12 protein-coding genes are annotated in these 17,386 nt (G+C 57.9%); 10 read left to right on the plus strand and 2 right to left on the minus strand.

Annotation, left to right across the window (positions count from 1 at the left end):
- Positions 1-39 precede the first annotated feature (39 nt).
- Positions 40-1,119 (minus strand): hypothetical protein, encoded by a 1,080-nt coding sequence (locus AACY11_RS25245; RefSeq protein WP_339433154.1) that lies wholly within the window; start codon positions 1,117-1,119, stop codon positions 40-42.
- A gap of 334 nt (positions 1,120-1,453) precedes the next feature.
- Here AACY11_RS25245 and AACY11_RS25250 point away from each other — a divergent pair, with 334 nt between their 5' ends.
- From AACY11_RS25250 to AACY11_RS25295, 10 genes are all read left to right on the plus strand, one after another.
- On the plus strand, positions 1,454-2,323 hold the full coding sequence (locus AACY11_RS25250) for an esterase/lipase family protein (protein WP_339495982.1): 870 nt from the start codon (positions 1,454-1,456) through the stop codon (positions 2,321-2,323).
- Between the two features lie 96 nt (positions 2,324-2,419).
- A complete protein-coding gene (locus AACY11_RS25255) occupies positions 2,420-2,701 on the plus strand; it encodes a peptidylprolyl isomerase (protein ID WP_339433152.1) in 282 nt (93 codons plus the stop codon).
- A gap of 133 nt (positions 2,702-2,834) precedes the next feature.
- Positions 2,835-4,703: an extracellular solute-binding protein gene (locus AACY11_RS25260; protein ID WP_339433151.1), complete on the plus strand. Its 1,869-nt coding sequence runs from the start codon at positions 2,835-2,837 to the stop codon at positions 4,701-4,703.
- Entirely contained in the window at positions 4,703-5,764 is a 1,062-nt protein-coding gene (locus AACY11_RS25265) for a microcin C ABC transporter permease YejB (RefSeq protein WP_339433150.1), read from the plus strand. Before AACY11_RS25260 ends, AACY11_RS25265 begins: the two co-directional genes overlap by 1 nt.
- Positions 5,764-6,786, plus strand: a complete 1,023-nt coding sequence (locus tag AACY11_RS25270; RefSeq protein WP_339495983.1) for an ABC transporter permease — start codon at positions 5,764-5,766, stop codon at positions 6,784-6,786. The genes AACY11_RS25265 and AACY11_RS25270 overlap by 1 nt, the downstream gene beginning before the upstream one ends.
- Before the next feature lie 9 nt (positions 6,787-6,795).
- Positions 6,796-8,370, plus strand: coding sequence for an ABC transporter ATP-binding protein (locus AACY11_RS25275; protein WP_339495984.1), 1,575 nt, complete (start codon positions 6,796-6,798; stop codon positions 8,368-8,370).
- Positions 8,371-8,538: 168 nt separating this feature from the next.
- Positions 8,539-9,954 (plus strand): sigma-54 interaction domain-containing protein, encoded by a 1,416-nt coding sequence (locus tag AACY11_RS25280; RefSeq protein WP_339433147.1) that lies wholly within the window; start codon positions 8,539-8,541, stop codon positions 9,952-9,954.
- A 276-nt stretch (positions 9,955-10,230) separates the two neighbouring features.
- Entirely contained in the window at positions 10,231-11,622 is a 1,392-nt protein-coding gene (locus AACY11_RS25285; protein ID WP_339433146.1) for a GntP family permease, read from the plus strand.
- A 7-nt stretch (positions 11,623-11,629) separates the two neighbouring features.
- Positions 11,630-12,403 (plus strand): 3-hydroxybutyrate dehydrogenase, encoded by a 774-nt coding sequence (gene hbdH, locus AACY11_RS25290; RefSeq protein WP_339495985.1) that lies wholly within the window; start codon positions 11,630-11,632, stop codon positions 12,401-12,403.
- 33 nt (positions 12,404-12,436) lie between these two features.
- Positions 12,437-14,392: an acetoacetate--CoA ligase gene (locus AACY11_RS25295; protein ID WP_339465927.1), complete on the plus strand. Its 1,956-nt coding sequence runs from the start codon at positions 12,437-12,439 to the stop codon at positions 14,390-14,392.
- Here AACY11_RS25295 and AACY11_RS25300 read toward each other — a convergent pair.
- Positions 14,389-17,229: a hypothetical protein gene (locus AACY11_RS25300; RefSeq protein WP_339495986.1), complete on the minus strand. Its 2,841-nt coding sequence runs from the start codon at positions 17,227-17,229 to the stop codon at positions 14,389-14,391. The genes AACY11_RS25295 and AACY11_RS25300 overlap by 4 nt on opposite strands.
- Positions 17,230-17,386: the final 157 nt, after the last annotated feature.

Genomic DNA, 17,386 nt, shown 5'->3' on the forward strand with positions numbered 1-17,386 from the left:
TGCGGCTCATTCAAAGCCGGAGGGCAGGCCGTGTTGCAGTTATGTTTCTACGCGCACCAGTGTCGCCACCGACTCATGACTGACATCGTCCAGCCGCTCGACCGAATAGGCAACCCGTACAGTCGAGCCAAGATGCTCTCGCCAGAAACGATGCGGCACGATGAAAATCAGCGGTTTGCCAGCGGTTTCCCGAGTGATTTCACGGTCATCCCGATGATTGAAAAAATCACCATCGCACTTGAGGTAGACCAACTCACCCTCTTGTGTCCGGGCATTGCCAATCACCACGGTGACACCGTCAATTGAATCTGCCATCGACAGCACCCCGTCATCAGCCTCAAGCACGTCGGGCGCATCCAGGTCGCCATGCACGAACGGGGTGATGAGAACTCTTGCAGGCTCCGATTCGCGCATCGCGCCACTCGCTTGCTCGACTCGATAGCGCACCGTCACTTCGCCACCGAGATGAGCTGCGATGTATTCAGGAGCAACCCAGAATGACAGGATGTCTGCGACAGCGAAGGCTTCGACCTTCAGTCGATCCTTGAACGACAGCGGTGATGCGTCTCCAGACCACATCAACGTGACCTGATCGCCTGCGGCCATCCGTGCGTAAGGCTGAAGACTGATGAGCGCGCCTTCCATTGCGCGCGCCGGATCCAGCGCTCCACCAACAACGCCAGCGATACAGGGAGCCAGCAACTGCGGTCGCGCATCCCCTACGGTCAACTGCAAACGGGCAGAAGATGCAGGTTCAGACAGACCTGCGCTGACAAGTGTCCAGTAGACCTCCAGCGAACCGCCATCCAGCGCTGCGATGTGCAGACCTTTGACAACGAAAATGACGTCTTTGCCTACCTGGGCTTCGCTGACAAAGCGAACCATTTCATGTTGATAAACAAAGCCCTCGATATCCAGACCGTCCCAGCTCAACAGCAACTGATCCCCATTCGCCATGTTTGCATAAGGTGCGATACGTACGACGACTTCGCTCAGCGAAGGATCGAGCACGGCCCCCTCCAGAGAATCGAGCATTGCTGCAGGCAACAGTTCATTGGTCGTACCGGGACTGGCGTGGTGACGCATCCGGTAGCAAAACTCGATTTCATGAGTGTTCATTCGTAGCTCCATTCCTTGGACATAACGCTGCCTTCATTGACGGCGTCGACAGCCAACATTGAACGCGATTGCTCATCCCGTCGCTATCAGCCCAATACGTCACAGCCATAGAGCAAAAGCCGCAACTGCGGTAGGCAAGTAACGCAAAATCAACTTCTGTCAGGCGGAAGACGGCCAGAACTTCCGATTTGGATTTCATAAACATCCGAAACTTCGTACGCCCTCTAGTCCAGATTCAACGGCCTAGTGAAGCCTCTTCGTACTTCTTCAACGAGTTGTGTGTTTTAGAGTGGCCCACAGATTTCCCGACAAACTTCTGAGAAAAGGTAAGAACATGCAACGGAATGCTACAACTCGTTATCCCATCCTGTTGGTGCACGGCCTGTTCGGGTTCGAACGTATCGGCCATTTCGAGCTGTTTCATGACGTCAAGGACGCTCTGAAAACGGCTAACAACCGAGTGTTCGTTCCGCACCTCTCCGCCACCCACAACAACGAAGTGAGGGGTGAGCAACTGCTCGCCCAGATTGATCGTGTCCGGCGAGGCACAGGCGCCAGCAAAGTCAACCTCATAGGGCATAGCCAGGGAGCATTGACTGCTCGATACGCTGCGGCGCTCGCGCCACACGCGGTAGCCTCGGTGACTTCGGTCAGCGGCCCGAACCACGGATCGGAGCTGGCTGATTTCCTGCGCAAGGCACTGATTCCAGGTCGGCTGCCGGAGGCCGTCGCACAGAATGTGGCGACACTGTTTGCCGACTTTCTTTCGATGCTCAGCGGCAATATCACGCTGCCGCAGAGCGCGTTGGCGGCGCTAAAGGCGCTCACAACCGAAGGTGTGGGCGACTTCAACGACAAGTTTCCGCAGGGACTGCCCACCACTTGGGGCGGGCACGGTCCGGCCCAGGTCAATGGTGTGCACTATTACTCTTGGAGCGGCGTCCTGCCGGCAGCCGGCCTGCCAACTCTCGACCCGGTTCAAGGCGTTTGCCGGGCGCTGTCGCAATATTTCATAACTGAAGGGGAACAGAATGACGGCTTCGTCGGGCGTTTCAGCTCTCACCTGGGCCAGGTCATCCGTTCCGACTATCCTCTGGATCACTTGGCCAGCCTGCGCCGCCCGGCCGTGGCCGTCATCGTGCCGCCAGACCCGATTGAACTTTACGTTGAACATGCCTCACGCCTGCAAGCGGCGAATCTGTAATCAAACTGCAGACGACCGAACGGAACTTTGCCGAGAATTCGCTCACTGAATCCGGTAGGCTCCACACTTTACTGAAATAGATTGGAGAGTTTTCTCATGGCTAAAGCCACTGCCCGCCACATCCTGGTTTCCGATGAAGCCAAGTGCAACGAACTCAAGGCCCAGATCGAAGGCGGCGCCGATTTCGCCGAAGTCGCCAAAGTCAATTCCACTTGCCCGTCCAGCCGTCAAGGCGGCGATCTGGGATCGTTCGGTCCAGGCCAGATGGTCAAGGAATTCGACACCGTGGTATTCAGCGCGCCGATCAACACTGTGCAAGGCCCAGTGAAAACCCAGTTCGGTTATCACCTGCTGGAAGTCACCAGCCGTCAGGACTGATCCGTCGCCTGATGGTTGTTCAACGGCCCGCCTTTTGGCGGGCCGTTGTGTTTCAGTAACACATACGGCTGGCGACTGGCGCGCCTCTCGCGTACAACTTGCGCTTATCGATTACCCGGTTCCAAGGCTGACAATGCGACTGGTTTTCCCCACATTGATGCTCACCGCCCTCGCCCTGCTTTACGGCGCCGCTGGTGCAAACGCGACACCGCAACATGCGCTCACCGTCTATGGCGAGCCCGCCAAATATCCTGCCGGTTTCAGTCATTTCGACTACACCAACCCACTGGCCCCCAAGGGCGGAACGATGCGCCGTTCGGCGATCGAGATCGGCCATTTCGACCACATTCTTCCTTATATAGACAAAGGCATCGGTGTCACCCAGATCGACGGCCTTCTGTATTCGCCGCTGGCCCAGCGCTCGATGGACGAACCGTACACGGTCTACGGTCTGGTCGCGCAAAAGATCGAGCGCTCCGACGACGGCCTGTCGCTGCGCTTCTTCATCAATCCCAAGGCACGTTTCGCCGACGGCAAACCGATCACGGCCCAAGACGTGCGCTACACCTACGATCTATTGATGACTCAGGGCAGCCTGCGTTATCGCACGCAGTTCGCTGACGTCAAAGGCGTCGAAGTGGAAGCTCCGCTGACGGTGCGTTTCGATTTCAAGAACAACGAAAACCGCACCCTGCCGCTGGATATCGCGACCCTGCCGGTCTTTCCCGAGCATTGGTGGAAGAGTCGTGACTTCGCCGGCGGCGGCGGATATGAACCGCCGTTGGGCAGCGGCCCTTACAGGGTCGGTAAAGTCGACTCCGGGCGCAGCATCACGTTCGAGCGCAATCCCGATTGGTGGGGCAAAGATCTGCCCGTCAGTCGCGGCCTCTACAATTTCGACCACTTCAGCATCGAGTACTTCGGCGACACCGACGTCGCCCGCCAGGTATTGCGCGGCGGCGCCTATGACTACAACCGTGAGTTCTCCGCCACCGGTTATTCGATTGGCTACGACAGCCCCGCCCTGCGCGACGGGCGCCTGCAAAAGGCCCATTTGGCCACCGAAGCACCGCAGTCAGCTCAGGGTTTTGTGTTCAACCTGCAAAAGCCCATGTTCCAGGATCGTCGCGTGCGTCAGGCTCTGGCCATGCTTTGGGATTTCGAATGGAGCAACCGGCAGATGATGCGCAACCTCTACATCCGCCAGCAGAGCTATTTTTCCAACACGGACCTGGCGGCCCGGAAGTTGCCAGATGCCGCTGAGTTGAAGATTCTTGAACCGCTACGCGCACAGGTTCCCGAAGAGGTCTTCACCAAGGTCTTTGAAGCGCCGAAAACCGATGGCAGTGGAATAATCCGTGATAAACAGCTGCAAGCTCTCGAACTGCTGGAGCAAGCCGGCTGGAGACCCGATGGCGATCAACTGGTGAATGCCAAGGGCGAGCCGCTCAGCTTCACTTTTCTGGTCAGCCAGAACGGCATGGATCGCCTGCTGCTGCCGTATAAACGCACGCTCAAACAGATCGGCATCGACCTCAACATCCGTCGCATCGACTCCTCGCAATACGTCAACCGCTTGATGAGTCGCGACTACGACATGATCGTCACCGGTTATCCCGTCAGCTCGTCCCCAGGTGGCGAGTTGCTCAACTACTTCGGCTCAGCATCGGCCAACGATCCGGGAGCCAACAACTACATGGTGTTGAAGAACCCGGCAGTCGACACGCTGATCAACGGACTCATCCGCGCCTCGACCCAATCCGACATGCTGCACTACGCCCACGCGCTGGACCGGGTACTGCAATGGAACTACTACTGGATCCCCAACTACTACCCGCCGGGAACGTCGACAGTCTGGTGGAATCGTTTCGGCATTCCATCGGTTCAGGCCAGCAATGACGAAGCCATCGAGAGCTGGTGGGAAATCAGCCGGACGCCGCTGACCAATCAACAGATGACCGCTGAAAAAATCACACGCGCCAGACCCGGAGGACCGCACTGATGTGGGGTTACATACTGCGGCGCCTGCTGCTGATCATTCCGACGCTGGTGATCATCCTGCTGGTCAACTTCGTGATTATTCAGGCCGCGCCCGGCGGGCCGGTCGAACAGGCCATTGCGCATCTGCAAGGCATCGGTGGCAGCGGCAACGTCGGTGGCGGCTCAAGCGAAACCATGAGCACTTCACGCGCCAGCCGTGGCCTCGATCCGCAACTGATCAAGGACATCGAAAAACAGTACGGCTTCGACAAACCGGCCCCTGAGCGTCTGTGGCTGATGCTCAAGAACTACGCGCAACTGGATTTCGGCAAAAGCTTTTTCCGTGGTGCCACGGTCACCGACCTGATCCTGGAAAAAATGCCGGTCACCATTTCCCTCGGACTATGGGCGACGCTGATCACCTATCTGATTTCGATCCCGCTGGGCATTCGCAAAGCCGTGCATCACGGCAGTCATTTCGATATCTGGAGCAGCACGGCGATCATCATCGGCTATGCAATGCCGGCGTTCCTGTTTGCGATGTTCCTGATCGTGCTGTTTGCCGGTGGCACCTCGCTGAACTGGTTCCCGGTGCGCGGGTTGGTGTCGGACAACTTCGAATCGCTGTCGACACTGGGCAAAGTCGCCGACTATTTCTGGCACCTGGTGTTGCCGGTGACCTCGCTGGTGATCGGTGGTTTCGCGACCTTGACGATCCTGACCAAGAACTCGTTCCTCAATGAAATAACGCGTCAATACGTGGTCACCGCCCGGGCCAAAGGCCTGAGCGAGCGCCGGGTGCTCTACGGACATGTGTTCCGCAATGCGATGCTGTTGGTGGTGTCGGGCATACCCCAAGCCTTTATCAGCGTGTTCTTCGCCGGATCTCTGCTGATTGAAGTAATTTTTTCTCTCGACGGCCTCGGCCGCATGAGCTACGAAGCGGCTGTCTCGCGGGACTATCCGGTGGTGTTCGGCTCGCTGTTCATCTTCACCCTGTTCGGCCTCTTGATAAAACTGATCGGTGATCTGTGCTACACGCTGGTGGATCCGCGCATTGATTTTTCCGCGAGGAACGCCTGATGCTCAATCTCTCCCCGCTGGGTCGTCGCCGTTTCGAGCGATTCAAGAAAAACCGCCGTGGCTGGTGGTCGTTGTGGCTGTTTATCGGTCTGTTTATCTTGACCCTGGGCGGCGAACTGATCGCCAATGACAAGCCGCTGGTGGTCAGCTATCAGGGCCAATGGTATTTCCCGGTATTCAAGCGCCACACCGAACAGGCCTTCGGCGGGCAACTGCCGTTCCAGGCCGATTATCGCAGCGACTACGTACAGAACCTGATCCACAAGGACGGCGGCTGGTTGCTGTTTCCGCCGATCCCGTTCAGTGACGACACGCCTAACTATGACCTGGACAAACCCGCGCCAAGTCCGCCGACATCGGTCAACTGGCTGGGCACCGACGATCAGGCGCGGGATGTCTTGGCACGGGTGATTTTTGGCGCGAGGGTGTCGATCCTGTTTGCGCTGATGCTGACGTTTGTCAGCGCATTGATCGGTATTGCGGCTGGCGCATTGCAAGGCTACTACGGTGGATGGGTCGATCTGCTGGGGCAAAGACTGCTTGAGGTTTGGTCGGGGCTGCCGGTGCTGTACCTGCTGATCATCCTCTCCGGTTTCGTCGAGCCGAATTTCTGGTGGCTACTGGGGATCATGGCGCTGTTTTCATGGCTGGCGCTGGTCGACGTGGTGCGTGCCGAGTTCCTGCGCGGGCGCAATCTGGAATACGTCAAAGCTGCGCGTGCGTTGGGCTTGAGTGACCGCAAGGTGATTATCCGGCACATTCTGCCCAACGCCATGAACGCCACGCTCAGCTATCTGCCATTCATTCTGACCGGGGCGATTTCCACGCTCACTGCACTGGATTTCCTCGGGTTCGGCATGCCCGCCGGCAGTGCTTCGCTGGGCGAGCTGATCGGTCAAGGCAAACAGAATCTGCAAGCACCGTGGCTGGGCTTGACGGCGTTTTTCACCCTGGCGCTGATTCTCTCCCTACTGGTGTTCATCGGCGAAGCGTTACGCGACGCATTCGACCCACGATCCTGAAGCGTGACCATGACTGACAACCTGATTGAAATACGAAACCTCAACGTTGCCTTCCAGGGTCAGACCGTGGTGCGCGACCTGTGTCTGGACATCCGCCCCGGCGAGTGCCTGGCGCTGGTGGGCGAATCGGGCTCGGGCAAATCGGTAACCGCCCATTCGATTCTGCAATTGCTCCCCGATTCCGAGGCGCAAACCACCGGCAGCATTCGCTATCGCGCACAGGAACTGATCAGCGCTGATCCCAAGGTTCTGCGTGAACTGCGGGGCAACCGCATCGCCATGATCTTTCAAGAGCCGATGACCTCGCTCAACCCATTGCACACCATCGAAAAGCAGATTGGCGAAACTCTGCTGCTGCATCGCGGCCTCGGTGGCAAAGCGGCGCAAAAACGCATTCTCGAACTGCTCGCACTGGTGGGCATCCAGAAACCCAAAGAGCGGCTCAAGGCGTATCCGCATCAGTTGTCCGGTGGGCAGCGCCAGCGGGTCATGATCGCCATGGCCCTGGCGTGCGAACCGGAACTGTTGATTGCCGACGAGCCGACCACAGCCCTCGATGTCACCGTGCAGCGCAAAATCCTGCTGTTGCTCAAGTCCCTGCAACACCGCCTCGGGATGTCGCTGCTGCTGATCAGCCACGACCTCAATCTGGTGCGCAGCATTGCTCAGCGCGTCTGCGTGATGAAGGCCGGGGAGATCGTCGAGCAGGCGCCGTGCGAAACCCTGTTCAACGAGCCCAAACACCCTTATAGCTGCGTCCTGCTCAACGCCGAACCCGAAGGTGAAGCACTGCCTAGGGATGAGCGCGAGAATGTGCTGGAAGTCGAAGATTTGCGGGTCGAGTTTGTTGTCGGTGGCGGGCTGTTTCAGCGCAAACAGTATCTGCGTGCGGTAGACGGCATCAGCCTGAACATCCAGCGCGGCAAGACGCTGGGGATCGTCGGCGAGTCCGGATCGGGCAAGTCGACGCTGGGTCAGGCCATCCTGCGTCTGCTCGACTCCAAGGGCAGCATCCGCTTCCAGGGCGAAGCACTCGACAGCCTCAATCAGAAGCAGCTACGACCCTGGCGTCGGCAGATGCAGGTGGTGTTTCAGGATCCGTTCGGCAGCCTCAGCCCGCGAATGTCGGTGGCACAGATCATCAGCGAAGGCCTGGAGGTGCATCGCGATTCCACCGCCGATGAATGCGACGAGCAAGTGATCCGCGTGCTCAAGGAGGTCGGCCTCGATCCGCAGAGCCGACATCGCTATCCCCACGAGTTTTCCGGCGGGCAACGCCAACGCATCGCCATCGCCCGCGCACTGGTGCTGAAACCGGCGCTGATCCTGCTGGATGAACCGACTTCGGCACTGGACCGTACGGTGCAGAAACAAGTGGTCGCCCTGCTCCGCGATCTTCAGGAAAAGTACGGGCTCACTTATCTGTTCATCAGCCACGACCTGGCGGTGGTCCGCGCCTTGGCCCACGACATGATTGTGGTCAAGGACGGCAAAGTGGTCGAGCGCGGCGCCAGTCATGAGGTGTTTGATTCGCCGCAGCATCCGTACACCCAAGAGTTGTTGGCGGCGGCGCATTCGAGGTAGGCATAATCGGCGCACGACTTGAAACCGTTTCTAGAACATCGCTGGCAGGCCAGCGCCCACAGAGTCTTCTGTTGTAGACATAATTTGTGAACGCCCGTGAAACCTGTGGGTGCGGGCTGCCCGCGAAAGGGCCGGTACTGGCAACACACAATCAGGATCAGTCTGCACATGAACACCACCGAAAGCCTCAAGGACTACCAACGGGTTCGCACCCTGGCGATCCGCTCGCTGTTCGAAATCATCGAGCAATCGAGCGAAGGCACGGTAATTGTCGACCGCGATGCCAACATCGTCTGGATGAACGAGCGTTACGCCCGGCGGTTTGGCCTGGAGTCCGCCGCAGGCGCGATCGGCAAGCCTTGTGAAAGTGTGATCCCCAGCAGCCTCTTGCGTGAGGTGGTGCGCACCGGACGGCCGATTTTGCTCGACATGCAAGACACGCCAAAAGAACCGTTGGTGGTAATGCGTCTGCCGATTCACGACGACGCCGGCACAGTCATCGGCGCGATAGGCTTCGCCCTGTTCGATGAGTTGCGCACACTGTCCCCGATGCTCAAGCGCTACCTGAGCATGCAGGAAGAACTCGCCTCGACCCGCTCACTGCTGCGCGCACGTCAGACCAAATACAACTTTGCCCACTTCATCGGCACCAGTGCGGCCAGCCTCGAAGTCAAACGCCGTGCGCGGCGCAGCGCCAGTGCTGATTCGCCCGTCCTGCTGCTCGGTGAAACCGGCACCGGCAAGGAGCTGCTGGCTCAGGCGATTCACAGTGCCTCGCCCCGGGCGCACAAAGCTTTCGTCAGCATCAACAGCGCGGCGATTCCGGAGGCGCTGCTCGAAGCCGAGTTTTTCGGTACCGCCCCTGGCGCATTCACAGGCGCCGACCGTAAGGGCCGCACCGGCAAGCTGCAGATTGCTCAGGGGGGCACGTTGTTCCTCGACGAAATCGGCGACATGCCGCTGCCGCTGCAAAGCAAATTGCTGCGGGTGTTGCAGGAAAAGGAATTCGAACCTGTAGGCTCCAACGAAGTGATCCAGAGCGATGTGCGGGTGATCGCGGCGACCTCCACCGACCTTCAAGCAGCGATCAAGCGTGGCGAGTTTCGCGCGGACTTGTATTACCGCCTCAACGTGCTGCCGATCCAGGTGCCGCCGCTGCGTGAACGACTCGACGATTTGCCCGCGCTCAGCGAAGCCATTCTCGAAGAGCTGCGCAGTCAGCATGAACTGCACCGTGAAGCGTTGGCATTACTGGGGCAACATGCCTGGCCGGGCAATATTCGCGAGTTGCGCAATGTGCTGGAACGGGCGGCGTTGCTCAGTGATGACTTGATGCTGACGCAGAGTGACATTCGTGCGGCTGTCGGCACGTTTACCCCGGTTGAACGTGCGACGACGCCGACGGTTGAAGCGCTGACCGAGGAAACATTCGCTCAGGCGCGAGAACGGTTTGACCGACAGTTGATTCAATCTGCCCTGGCGCAATGCGCGGGGAAGGTGCCGGAGGCAGCGGCTCGGCTGGGGCTCGGGCGGTCGACGCTGTACAAGAAAATGCTGGCGCTGGGGATCACAGAGTCTCAATAAAGAGACTTAACTCTCTGAAGAAAGACAAAATTCAAAGCACCGCGGGCAACCCAGTTCCCACAGGCTGATCACTGCGTCTGCAGGAGCAGACTTGCCAGTGAAGACACCCGCACACCCCATAAAAATCTCAAAACATAGACTAGATATTGTTTCCACCCTTCTGAAAACTCATTAAACCCATACATTTCAATACGTTACGAACCTGGCACAAAACTCGCTATAGCCTCTCCCACACCCGTTTCACCCACAAAAATAACAATTCTGGAGAGACACACCATGAGTGTGATCATTGCCTTGGCAGCCCTCGCGTTGCTGATGCTGGCGGCCTACCGCGGCTACAGCGTTATTCTTTTTGCCCCGATTGCCGCCCTCGGCGCAGTCCTTCTCACCGACCCCTCCGCCGTAGCGCCTGCGTTTACCGGGGTGTTTATGGAAAAAATGGTCGGTTTCATCAAGTTGTACTTCCCCGTTTTTCTGCTCGGTGCCGTGTTCGGCAAGTTGATCGAGTTGTCGGGGTTCTCGCGATCGATCGTCGCGGCCGCCATTCGCCTGCTAGGCACCCAGCAGGCCATGCTGGTGATCGTGCTGGTCTGCGCACTGCTCACCTACGGCGGCGTTTCGTTGTTCGTGGTGGTGTTTGCGGTTTATCCGTTTGCGGCGGAGATGTTCCGCCAGAGCAATATTCCCAAACGCCTGATCCCGGCGACCATCGCCCTTGGTGCATTCTCGTTCACCATGGACGCCCTGCCCGGCACGCCGCAAATCCAGAACATCATCCCCAGCACCTTTTTCAACACCACCGCATGGGCGGCGCCGTGGCTGGGTTTGGTCGGCACGATCTTCGTCTTCTGCGCTGGCATGCTGTTCCTGCAGCGCCAACGCAACAAGGCCCAGCGTGCAGGTGAAGGTTACGGCACGGCGTTGCGCAATGAGCCGGAAACGGCTGAAGACCTCAAGCTGCCCAACCCGTGGATTGCGCTGTCACCGTTGCTGGCGGTGGGCATCATGAACCTGCTGTTCACTCAGTGGATTCCGCAGTGGTACGGCAAGACCCACAGCCTCGCGCTACCGGGCATGGCCACGCCCGTCACCACCGAAATTGCCAAACTGACAGCGATCTGGGCAGTCCAGGCCGCGTTGCTGATCGGTATCGTGATGGTGCTGGTATTCGGGTTCAAGGCGATTCGCAGCAAGTTGGCCGAAGGCAGCAAAAGCGCGGTCAGCGGCGCGTTACTCGCTGCGATGAACACCGCTTCCGAATACGGTTTTGGTGCGGTGATCGCTTCGTTGCCGGGCTTTCTGGTGCTGGCCGACTGGCTCAAGCAGATCCCCAATCCGCTGGTCAACGAAGCCATCACCGTCACCCTGCTGGCGGGTATTACCGGCTCCGCGTCGGGCGGCATGAGCATTGCGCTGGCGGCGATGTCCGAGCAGTTCATCAGCGCCGCGCACGCAGCGAATATTCCACTGGAAGTGCTGCACCGCGTGGCCGCCATGGCCAGCGGCGGCATGGACACCCTGCCGCACAACGGTGCGGTGATCACGCTGTTGGCCGTGACGGGCCTGACGCACCGTGAAGCCTATAAAGACATTTTCTGTATTACGCTGATCAAGACCCTGGCGGTTTTCGTAGTGATCGGCACTTTCTACGCCACTGGCATTGTGTGAGGTATTCATGACGACTCTTACGGGCAAGACCGCACTGGTGACTGGTTCCACCAGCGGCATCGGTCTGGGCATCGCGCTGAGCCTGGCCAAGGCTGGCGCCAACCTGATCCTCAACGGTTTCGGTGATGCCTCCACAGTCATCGCCGAAGTCGGCCAATTCGGCGGCAAGGTCGGCCATCATCCGGCCGATGTCAGCGACCCGGCACAGATTGCCGACATGATCGCCTACGCCGAGCGCGAATTCGGTGGCGTCGACATTCTGGTCAACAACGCCGGCATCCAGCATGTCGCTGCCGTGGAAGAATTCCCGGTTGAGCGCTGGGACTCGATCATTGCGATCAACCTGTCTTCGGTGTTTCACAGCACTCGCCTGAGCTTGCCGGGCATGCGTGCCAAAGATTGGGGGCGCATCATCAACATCGCGTCCGTACATGGCCAGGTCGGGTCGACCGGCAAGGCTGCCTATGTGGCGGCCAAGCACGGGGTGATCGGCCTGACCAAAGTGGTGGGCCTGGAAACCGCGACCAGCAATGTCACCTGCAACGCCATCTGCCCGGGCTGGGTGTTGACGCCACTAGTGCAAAAGCAAATTGATGACCGCGCGGCCAAAGGCGTTGACCCACAGCAGGCGCAGCATGATTTGCTGGCCGAGAAGCAGCCATCGCTGGAGTTCGTCACGCCCCGGCATTTGGGTGAATTGGTATTGTTCCTGTGCAGCGAGGCTGGCAGCCAGGTGCGCGGCGCGGCGTGGAATATTGATGGTGGGTGGTTGGCGCAATAAGCCGCGATACCTTCAGAAAACAAGAGGCACACAATGTCCGACATCCTCTGGCAACCCGACGCCAAACGTATCGCCGATTCGCGCATGGACGCGTTCCGGCGTTTCGCCAATCAGCGCCATTCGCTGAACCTGGACGACTACCCGGCCCTGCACCAATGGAGCATCGATCAGCGCGAAGCATTCTGGCAGGCCATCGTCGATTTCTTCGATATCCACTTTCATGACCAGCCCGATGCCGTGCTGCGCGAAGGTGCGCAAATGCCCAGCGCCGAGTGGTTTCCGGGCGCCACCCTGAACTTCGCCGAACACCTGTTGCGTCGCCGCGATGATGCCGTGGCAGTCGTCGCGGTGGCGGAAAACGGTCAACGTGAACAGTTGACCTGGGCCGAACTGGCCCAACACGTCGCCGGATTTCAAGCCAGCCTGCAAGCGGCGGGCGTCGGCCTCGGCGACCGGGTCGCCGCGTGCATGCCCAACACTTGGCAGACGCTGATTGCGATGCTGGCCACCACCAGCCTCGGGGCGATCTGGTCGTGCTCTTCACCAGACTTCGGCACCCACGGGGTCATTGACCGCTTCGGCCAGATCGAACCGAAAGTGCTGCTCACCTGCGCGGGCTATCGCTATGCCGGCAAAGCGATCGACCAGACCGACAAAATCAACGGGATACTCGAGCAACTGCCCACATTGAGGCAGTTGATTATCGTGCCTTATGCCCGGCCGCAAGCCCGCGTCGAGTCTTACCGAACGCAGGCTGAAGTGACCCTGTGGGATGACTTTTATCAAATCGGTGGCGAACCGGACTTTGTCCCGGTGCCCTTCCATCATCCGCTTTACGTGCTGTATTCCAGCGGCACCACCGGTGTGCCGAAATGTATCGTCCACAGCACTGGCGGCGTGCTGATACAACACGTCAAGGAACACGCTCTGCATTGTGATCTTGGCCCCGGGGATCGGCTGTTTTACTACACAACGTGCGGCTGGATGATGTGGAACTGGCTGGTATCGGCGCTCGCCGTTGGCAGCGCCGTGGTGCTCTATGACGGTTCACCGTTTCATCCGGACAATCAACGTTTGCTGAGCCTGCTCGACGAAGAACGTATCAGCGTGTTCGGCACCAGCCCCAAGTTCCTTGCGACCCTTGAAAGCAGCGGCGCAAAACCCCGCGAAAGTCATGATCTGGGTAGCCTGAAGATGCTGCTTTGCACAGGTTCGGCGCTATCGCCACAAAGCTACGATTTCGTTTACCGCGACTTCAAACCTGACGTGTGCCTGGCGTCGATGTCTGGTGGCACCGATATCGTCTCGTGCTTCGTCAATGGCAATCCAATGTCGGCGGTGCGTCGTGGCGAAATCATGGGCAAGAGCCTGGGCATGGCCGTTGAAGTCTGGAATGACGTCGGCCAGCCAGTGATTGGCGAAAAAGGTGAACTGGTCTGCACCCGGCATTTCCCGGCCATGCCGATCGGTCTGTGGAATGACAGGGACGGAACAAAACTGCACCAATCGTATTTCAGCCAGTTTCCCGGTGTCTGGGCACAGGGCGATTACGCCGAACAACGGCATCACGGTGCAATGCTGATCCATGGCCGCTCCGACGCAGTACTCAATCCGGGAGGGGTACGCATCGGCACGGCGGAGATCTATCGACAGGTCGAGAAAATCGCCGAGGTGCTCGACAGCGTCGCCATCGGTCAGCTGTGGCGCGATGACGTGCGGGTGGTGCTGTTTGTCAGCTTGCGTGAAGGGCTGGCACTGGATGAGGCGCTGCAGCAGCGCATTCGTCAGATGATCCGCGCCAACACCACACCCAGGCATGTGCCGGCGAAGATCGTTGCGGTCACGGACATTCCACGCACCATCAGCGGCAAGATTGTGGAGCTGGCCGTGCGCGAGGTGGTACATGGGCGGCCGGTGAAAAACACCGATGCACTGGCCAATCCCGAAGCACTGGAGCAGTTTCGGGATCGGCCTGAGCTGGAGACCTAGTTAAAGATATTCGAACCCGATTGCGACACCGGTCTGCTCCAGCCTTCTTCCAGGGGCGGATCAGTTAAATCGTGTGTAGAGGCGACGTTCAGCCTGATCAATACAGGGCCGGCAACGGTGCTACCTTCATTTTTTTCAACGGCTTCGCGCAGTACTTTCAGATTGCTTTCGAAGGTCGCTTTATCAATGCTCATCTGACCAAGAAGCGAAGTGAGTACCGCCAGGGAATCAGCGTTTTCAAAGGCCATGGCACTTGGGTGCAAGAGGCTGTCGGAATCTGCAACCGGCAGTCGCCCCAAGGCAAGATTGAGCAGTGCAGTCACGTCCAACTGCTGCCCCGCCCTGGCAGCGTCAGCGACCTCCTGGGCATAGCCAACATCATGGTTCTGTGCGACGCCATGAAATAGCTCGTGGATCACATCATCCGCCACGACGTCATGGTTCATGCCTTTATCGATAAACTGTCGATTGATATTTGGCGTATTGATATGGATGAACGCAATCGGGTTCTCCCCACCGGTACGTTTCCATTGCTTGTAAGCCTGCGGATCGAACTCAGCGATATCGTTCGTCTGCTTGAGCGGGTCGAGAACAAAGTTGCTGATGGAAACGCCGGCAAAATCAGCCCTGATCGCCCGCAGATAATCCAACACACGATTCGCCGCATCGCTTGACGTTTTGCCCATCAATATCTTTATCAGGGCATCACGCTCAGTTCGATAATCATGGTTCATCAACACACTGATCGCACTTTCTATTTTTACCCGCGCCCGCGGCAGGCTTTGCTCGAGGAAGAGTCGCGTGTAACTGACAGGCAGCGTTCGATTGATGCGTGGTAACTGAATCCTGGCAGTCACGTTGAAGTTATCCAAGGCTGGCCCCCAAGGCTTGCCCAGTCGATCCAGTGCATACCACTTGTAGTTATTGCGCGCCGCCAGGCACGTGAGCGTGTCGGCGACCGAAGCATTCGGCCGCCATGTTCCCTGGGCTGCCGAGGCGTTATCGACTGAGCGGATCAGATTCTTGCCTTTACTACTGCCATGCATAGTGCCCAATTGAGATTTGGCCAGTCCCAGAAGTTCCAGCGTGGGCTTGCTGAATCGCAGCAAACCCTTGTGAACGAGTTTACTGACGCCATATATAGCCGTTGGCACTCCATCGACCGGATTGAAAGCAGATACGGAGGTCGCCACCACGAGTTTTGTCACCCGCGCAGCTTTGCTGGCCGCAGAGATTGCCTTGGCGGAAATACTCAAAGCCTTGACCCCGGCACCGTAGAATGCGCCTCCCAATGCAATGACATCCATGAGGCAACCATAGACGCCATCGACGACTTTGTTGTGCTCACCACTTGAAATGTCCTCGATGCACTTTTTGAAAGGCACGGCCAGATCAACAAAATACGTGGCGATTTTCTCGCCTTTGGCCCGCTCCCTTTCCAGTTCCGTTGGCTCTGCAGCCGCCGCCACCAGTTCGTCAAAGCTGATGATCGGATGATGACTGACGATGAACTCGGCAAGGCGCACAAGTTGTGGATGGCTGAAGTTTCTGTAAACACTGCGCTCCAGCTTTACCGATGTGGAATCGGCATGGAGCACGCCAAGCTTTTCCGCAACTGCTTGACCAGAGCCCGAAACGAATTCCGAACTGTCGCCATACAGGTACTTGGAAAAATCAATATTAAAGGACGATTTGGCGATAGGGTCATCGTGCGCCTTCAGGTCACCGTTGAAATCAATCCTGGCGGGTTGCTGAAACAAGCCTTTCTTGACCAGTTCATTACCCAGTTGATTGTTTTTGATCAGTTCGCCTCGCAGAGTGAACAGCTCATAAGAGGTAAGCTCAGCGCCATTTTTCACGCACATCAATAGCCCGAAGCGTCCGGTAGCGGCATCCTTGCCTTGTCGTGTTTCGTAATTCACTTCATAGGTAAGCGGTCCGGCAATACGATGCGAGGAGGTTTCAATCGCGTTGTCGCGGAACGTAAAGAAAGTGACCGTGCCTTGCAAAAACGCCTGCAGATCTGCATGAGGCATGTTGGAAAGCGCCAGTTTCACCGTAGCGATCAACGAGCGATTGAGGTTTGTCTCAAAGACCCGTAATTGGCGATGAAACTCTTGGTCATTGGGGCGCAGGCGACGCAGTCGGGGAAACTCTTCGTGGATACTCGCAACCGAAGGGTCATGTTGTTTTGGCCGCTGGTAATTGGTCACGCCACCGTGCAAGGAAGGAATATTGGAATAGACATTATCCGGGAAGATTTGCGGCCGATCCCACTCCCCTCCGGACAGATCGCCAGACATATGCAAATCGATCATGCAAGCAGCCGTCGGAGACGACCCAAGGCCCGGATGCTGGTGAAGTACTTTATCTTCCAGAAAATCACACAGCGGCGCCGCATCTTCCAGCGCCTGCTTTGCGATCAAGCGCCTGTCCGGCAGACGCCCATTACGCGGTACGAAATGGTCCGCATACCCCTGAAAGGCAGACAGTGCGCGCTCTGTGGTTTCTTTTCCGTTGCTCGCCAATTCAGACGATGTCACCACTTCATTGATCAATGCCCAATCGACCATCGGACCGATCATGGCCAGGTCACGCAGATGCACCTGGGCTTCAGTTAAGGGCTCCAGATCGGCATAAGCGACGATTTGTTCATAACTCAGCACACGTGAGGCGCCCTTGCGTACTGATTCGGCCAGTACCACGGCGCGGCAATAACTCATCCAGTCTACTGAACCCAACAGTAACGAAGACGGAATACCCTTGACCAGGAACTCAGGAGCAATACCCGCCAACAACAAGTGTGCGGCCACTGGCGCCAAATCGATTGATGCCATTTGCTTGGTCACCAGAAGGCTCTGCAATTCCCCCCCGGTGTCAGGATAGTTGTCGCCTCTCCGGTTTTTCCAAAAAAAGCATATCGGGGGCGGAAAGAGACTGGTCGTGCCGTACTATTCACCTGAACGCAGAGCCGCATTACTTAAGATGCTGCTT

The organism is Pseudomonas sp. RA_105y_Pfl2_P56 (assembly GCF_963970845.1).
Taxonomy (GTDB): Bacteria; Pseudomonadota; Gammaproteobacteria; order Pseudomonadales; family Pseudomonadaceae; genus Aquipseudomonas; species Aquipseudomonas baetica_A.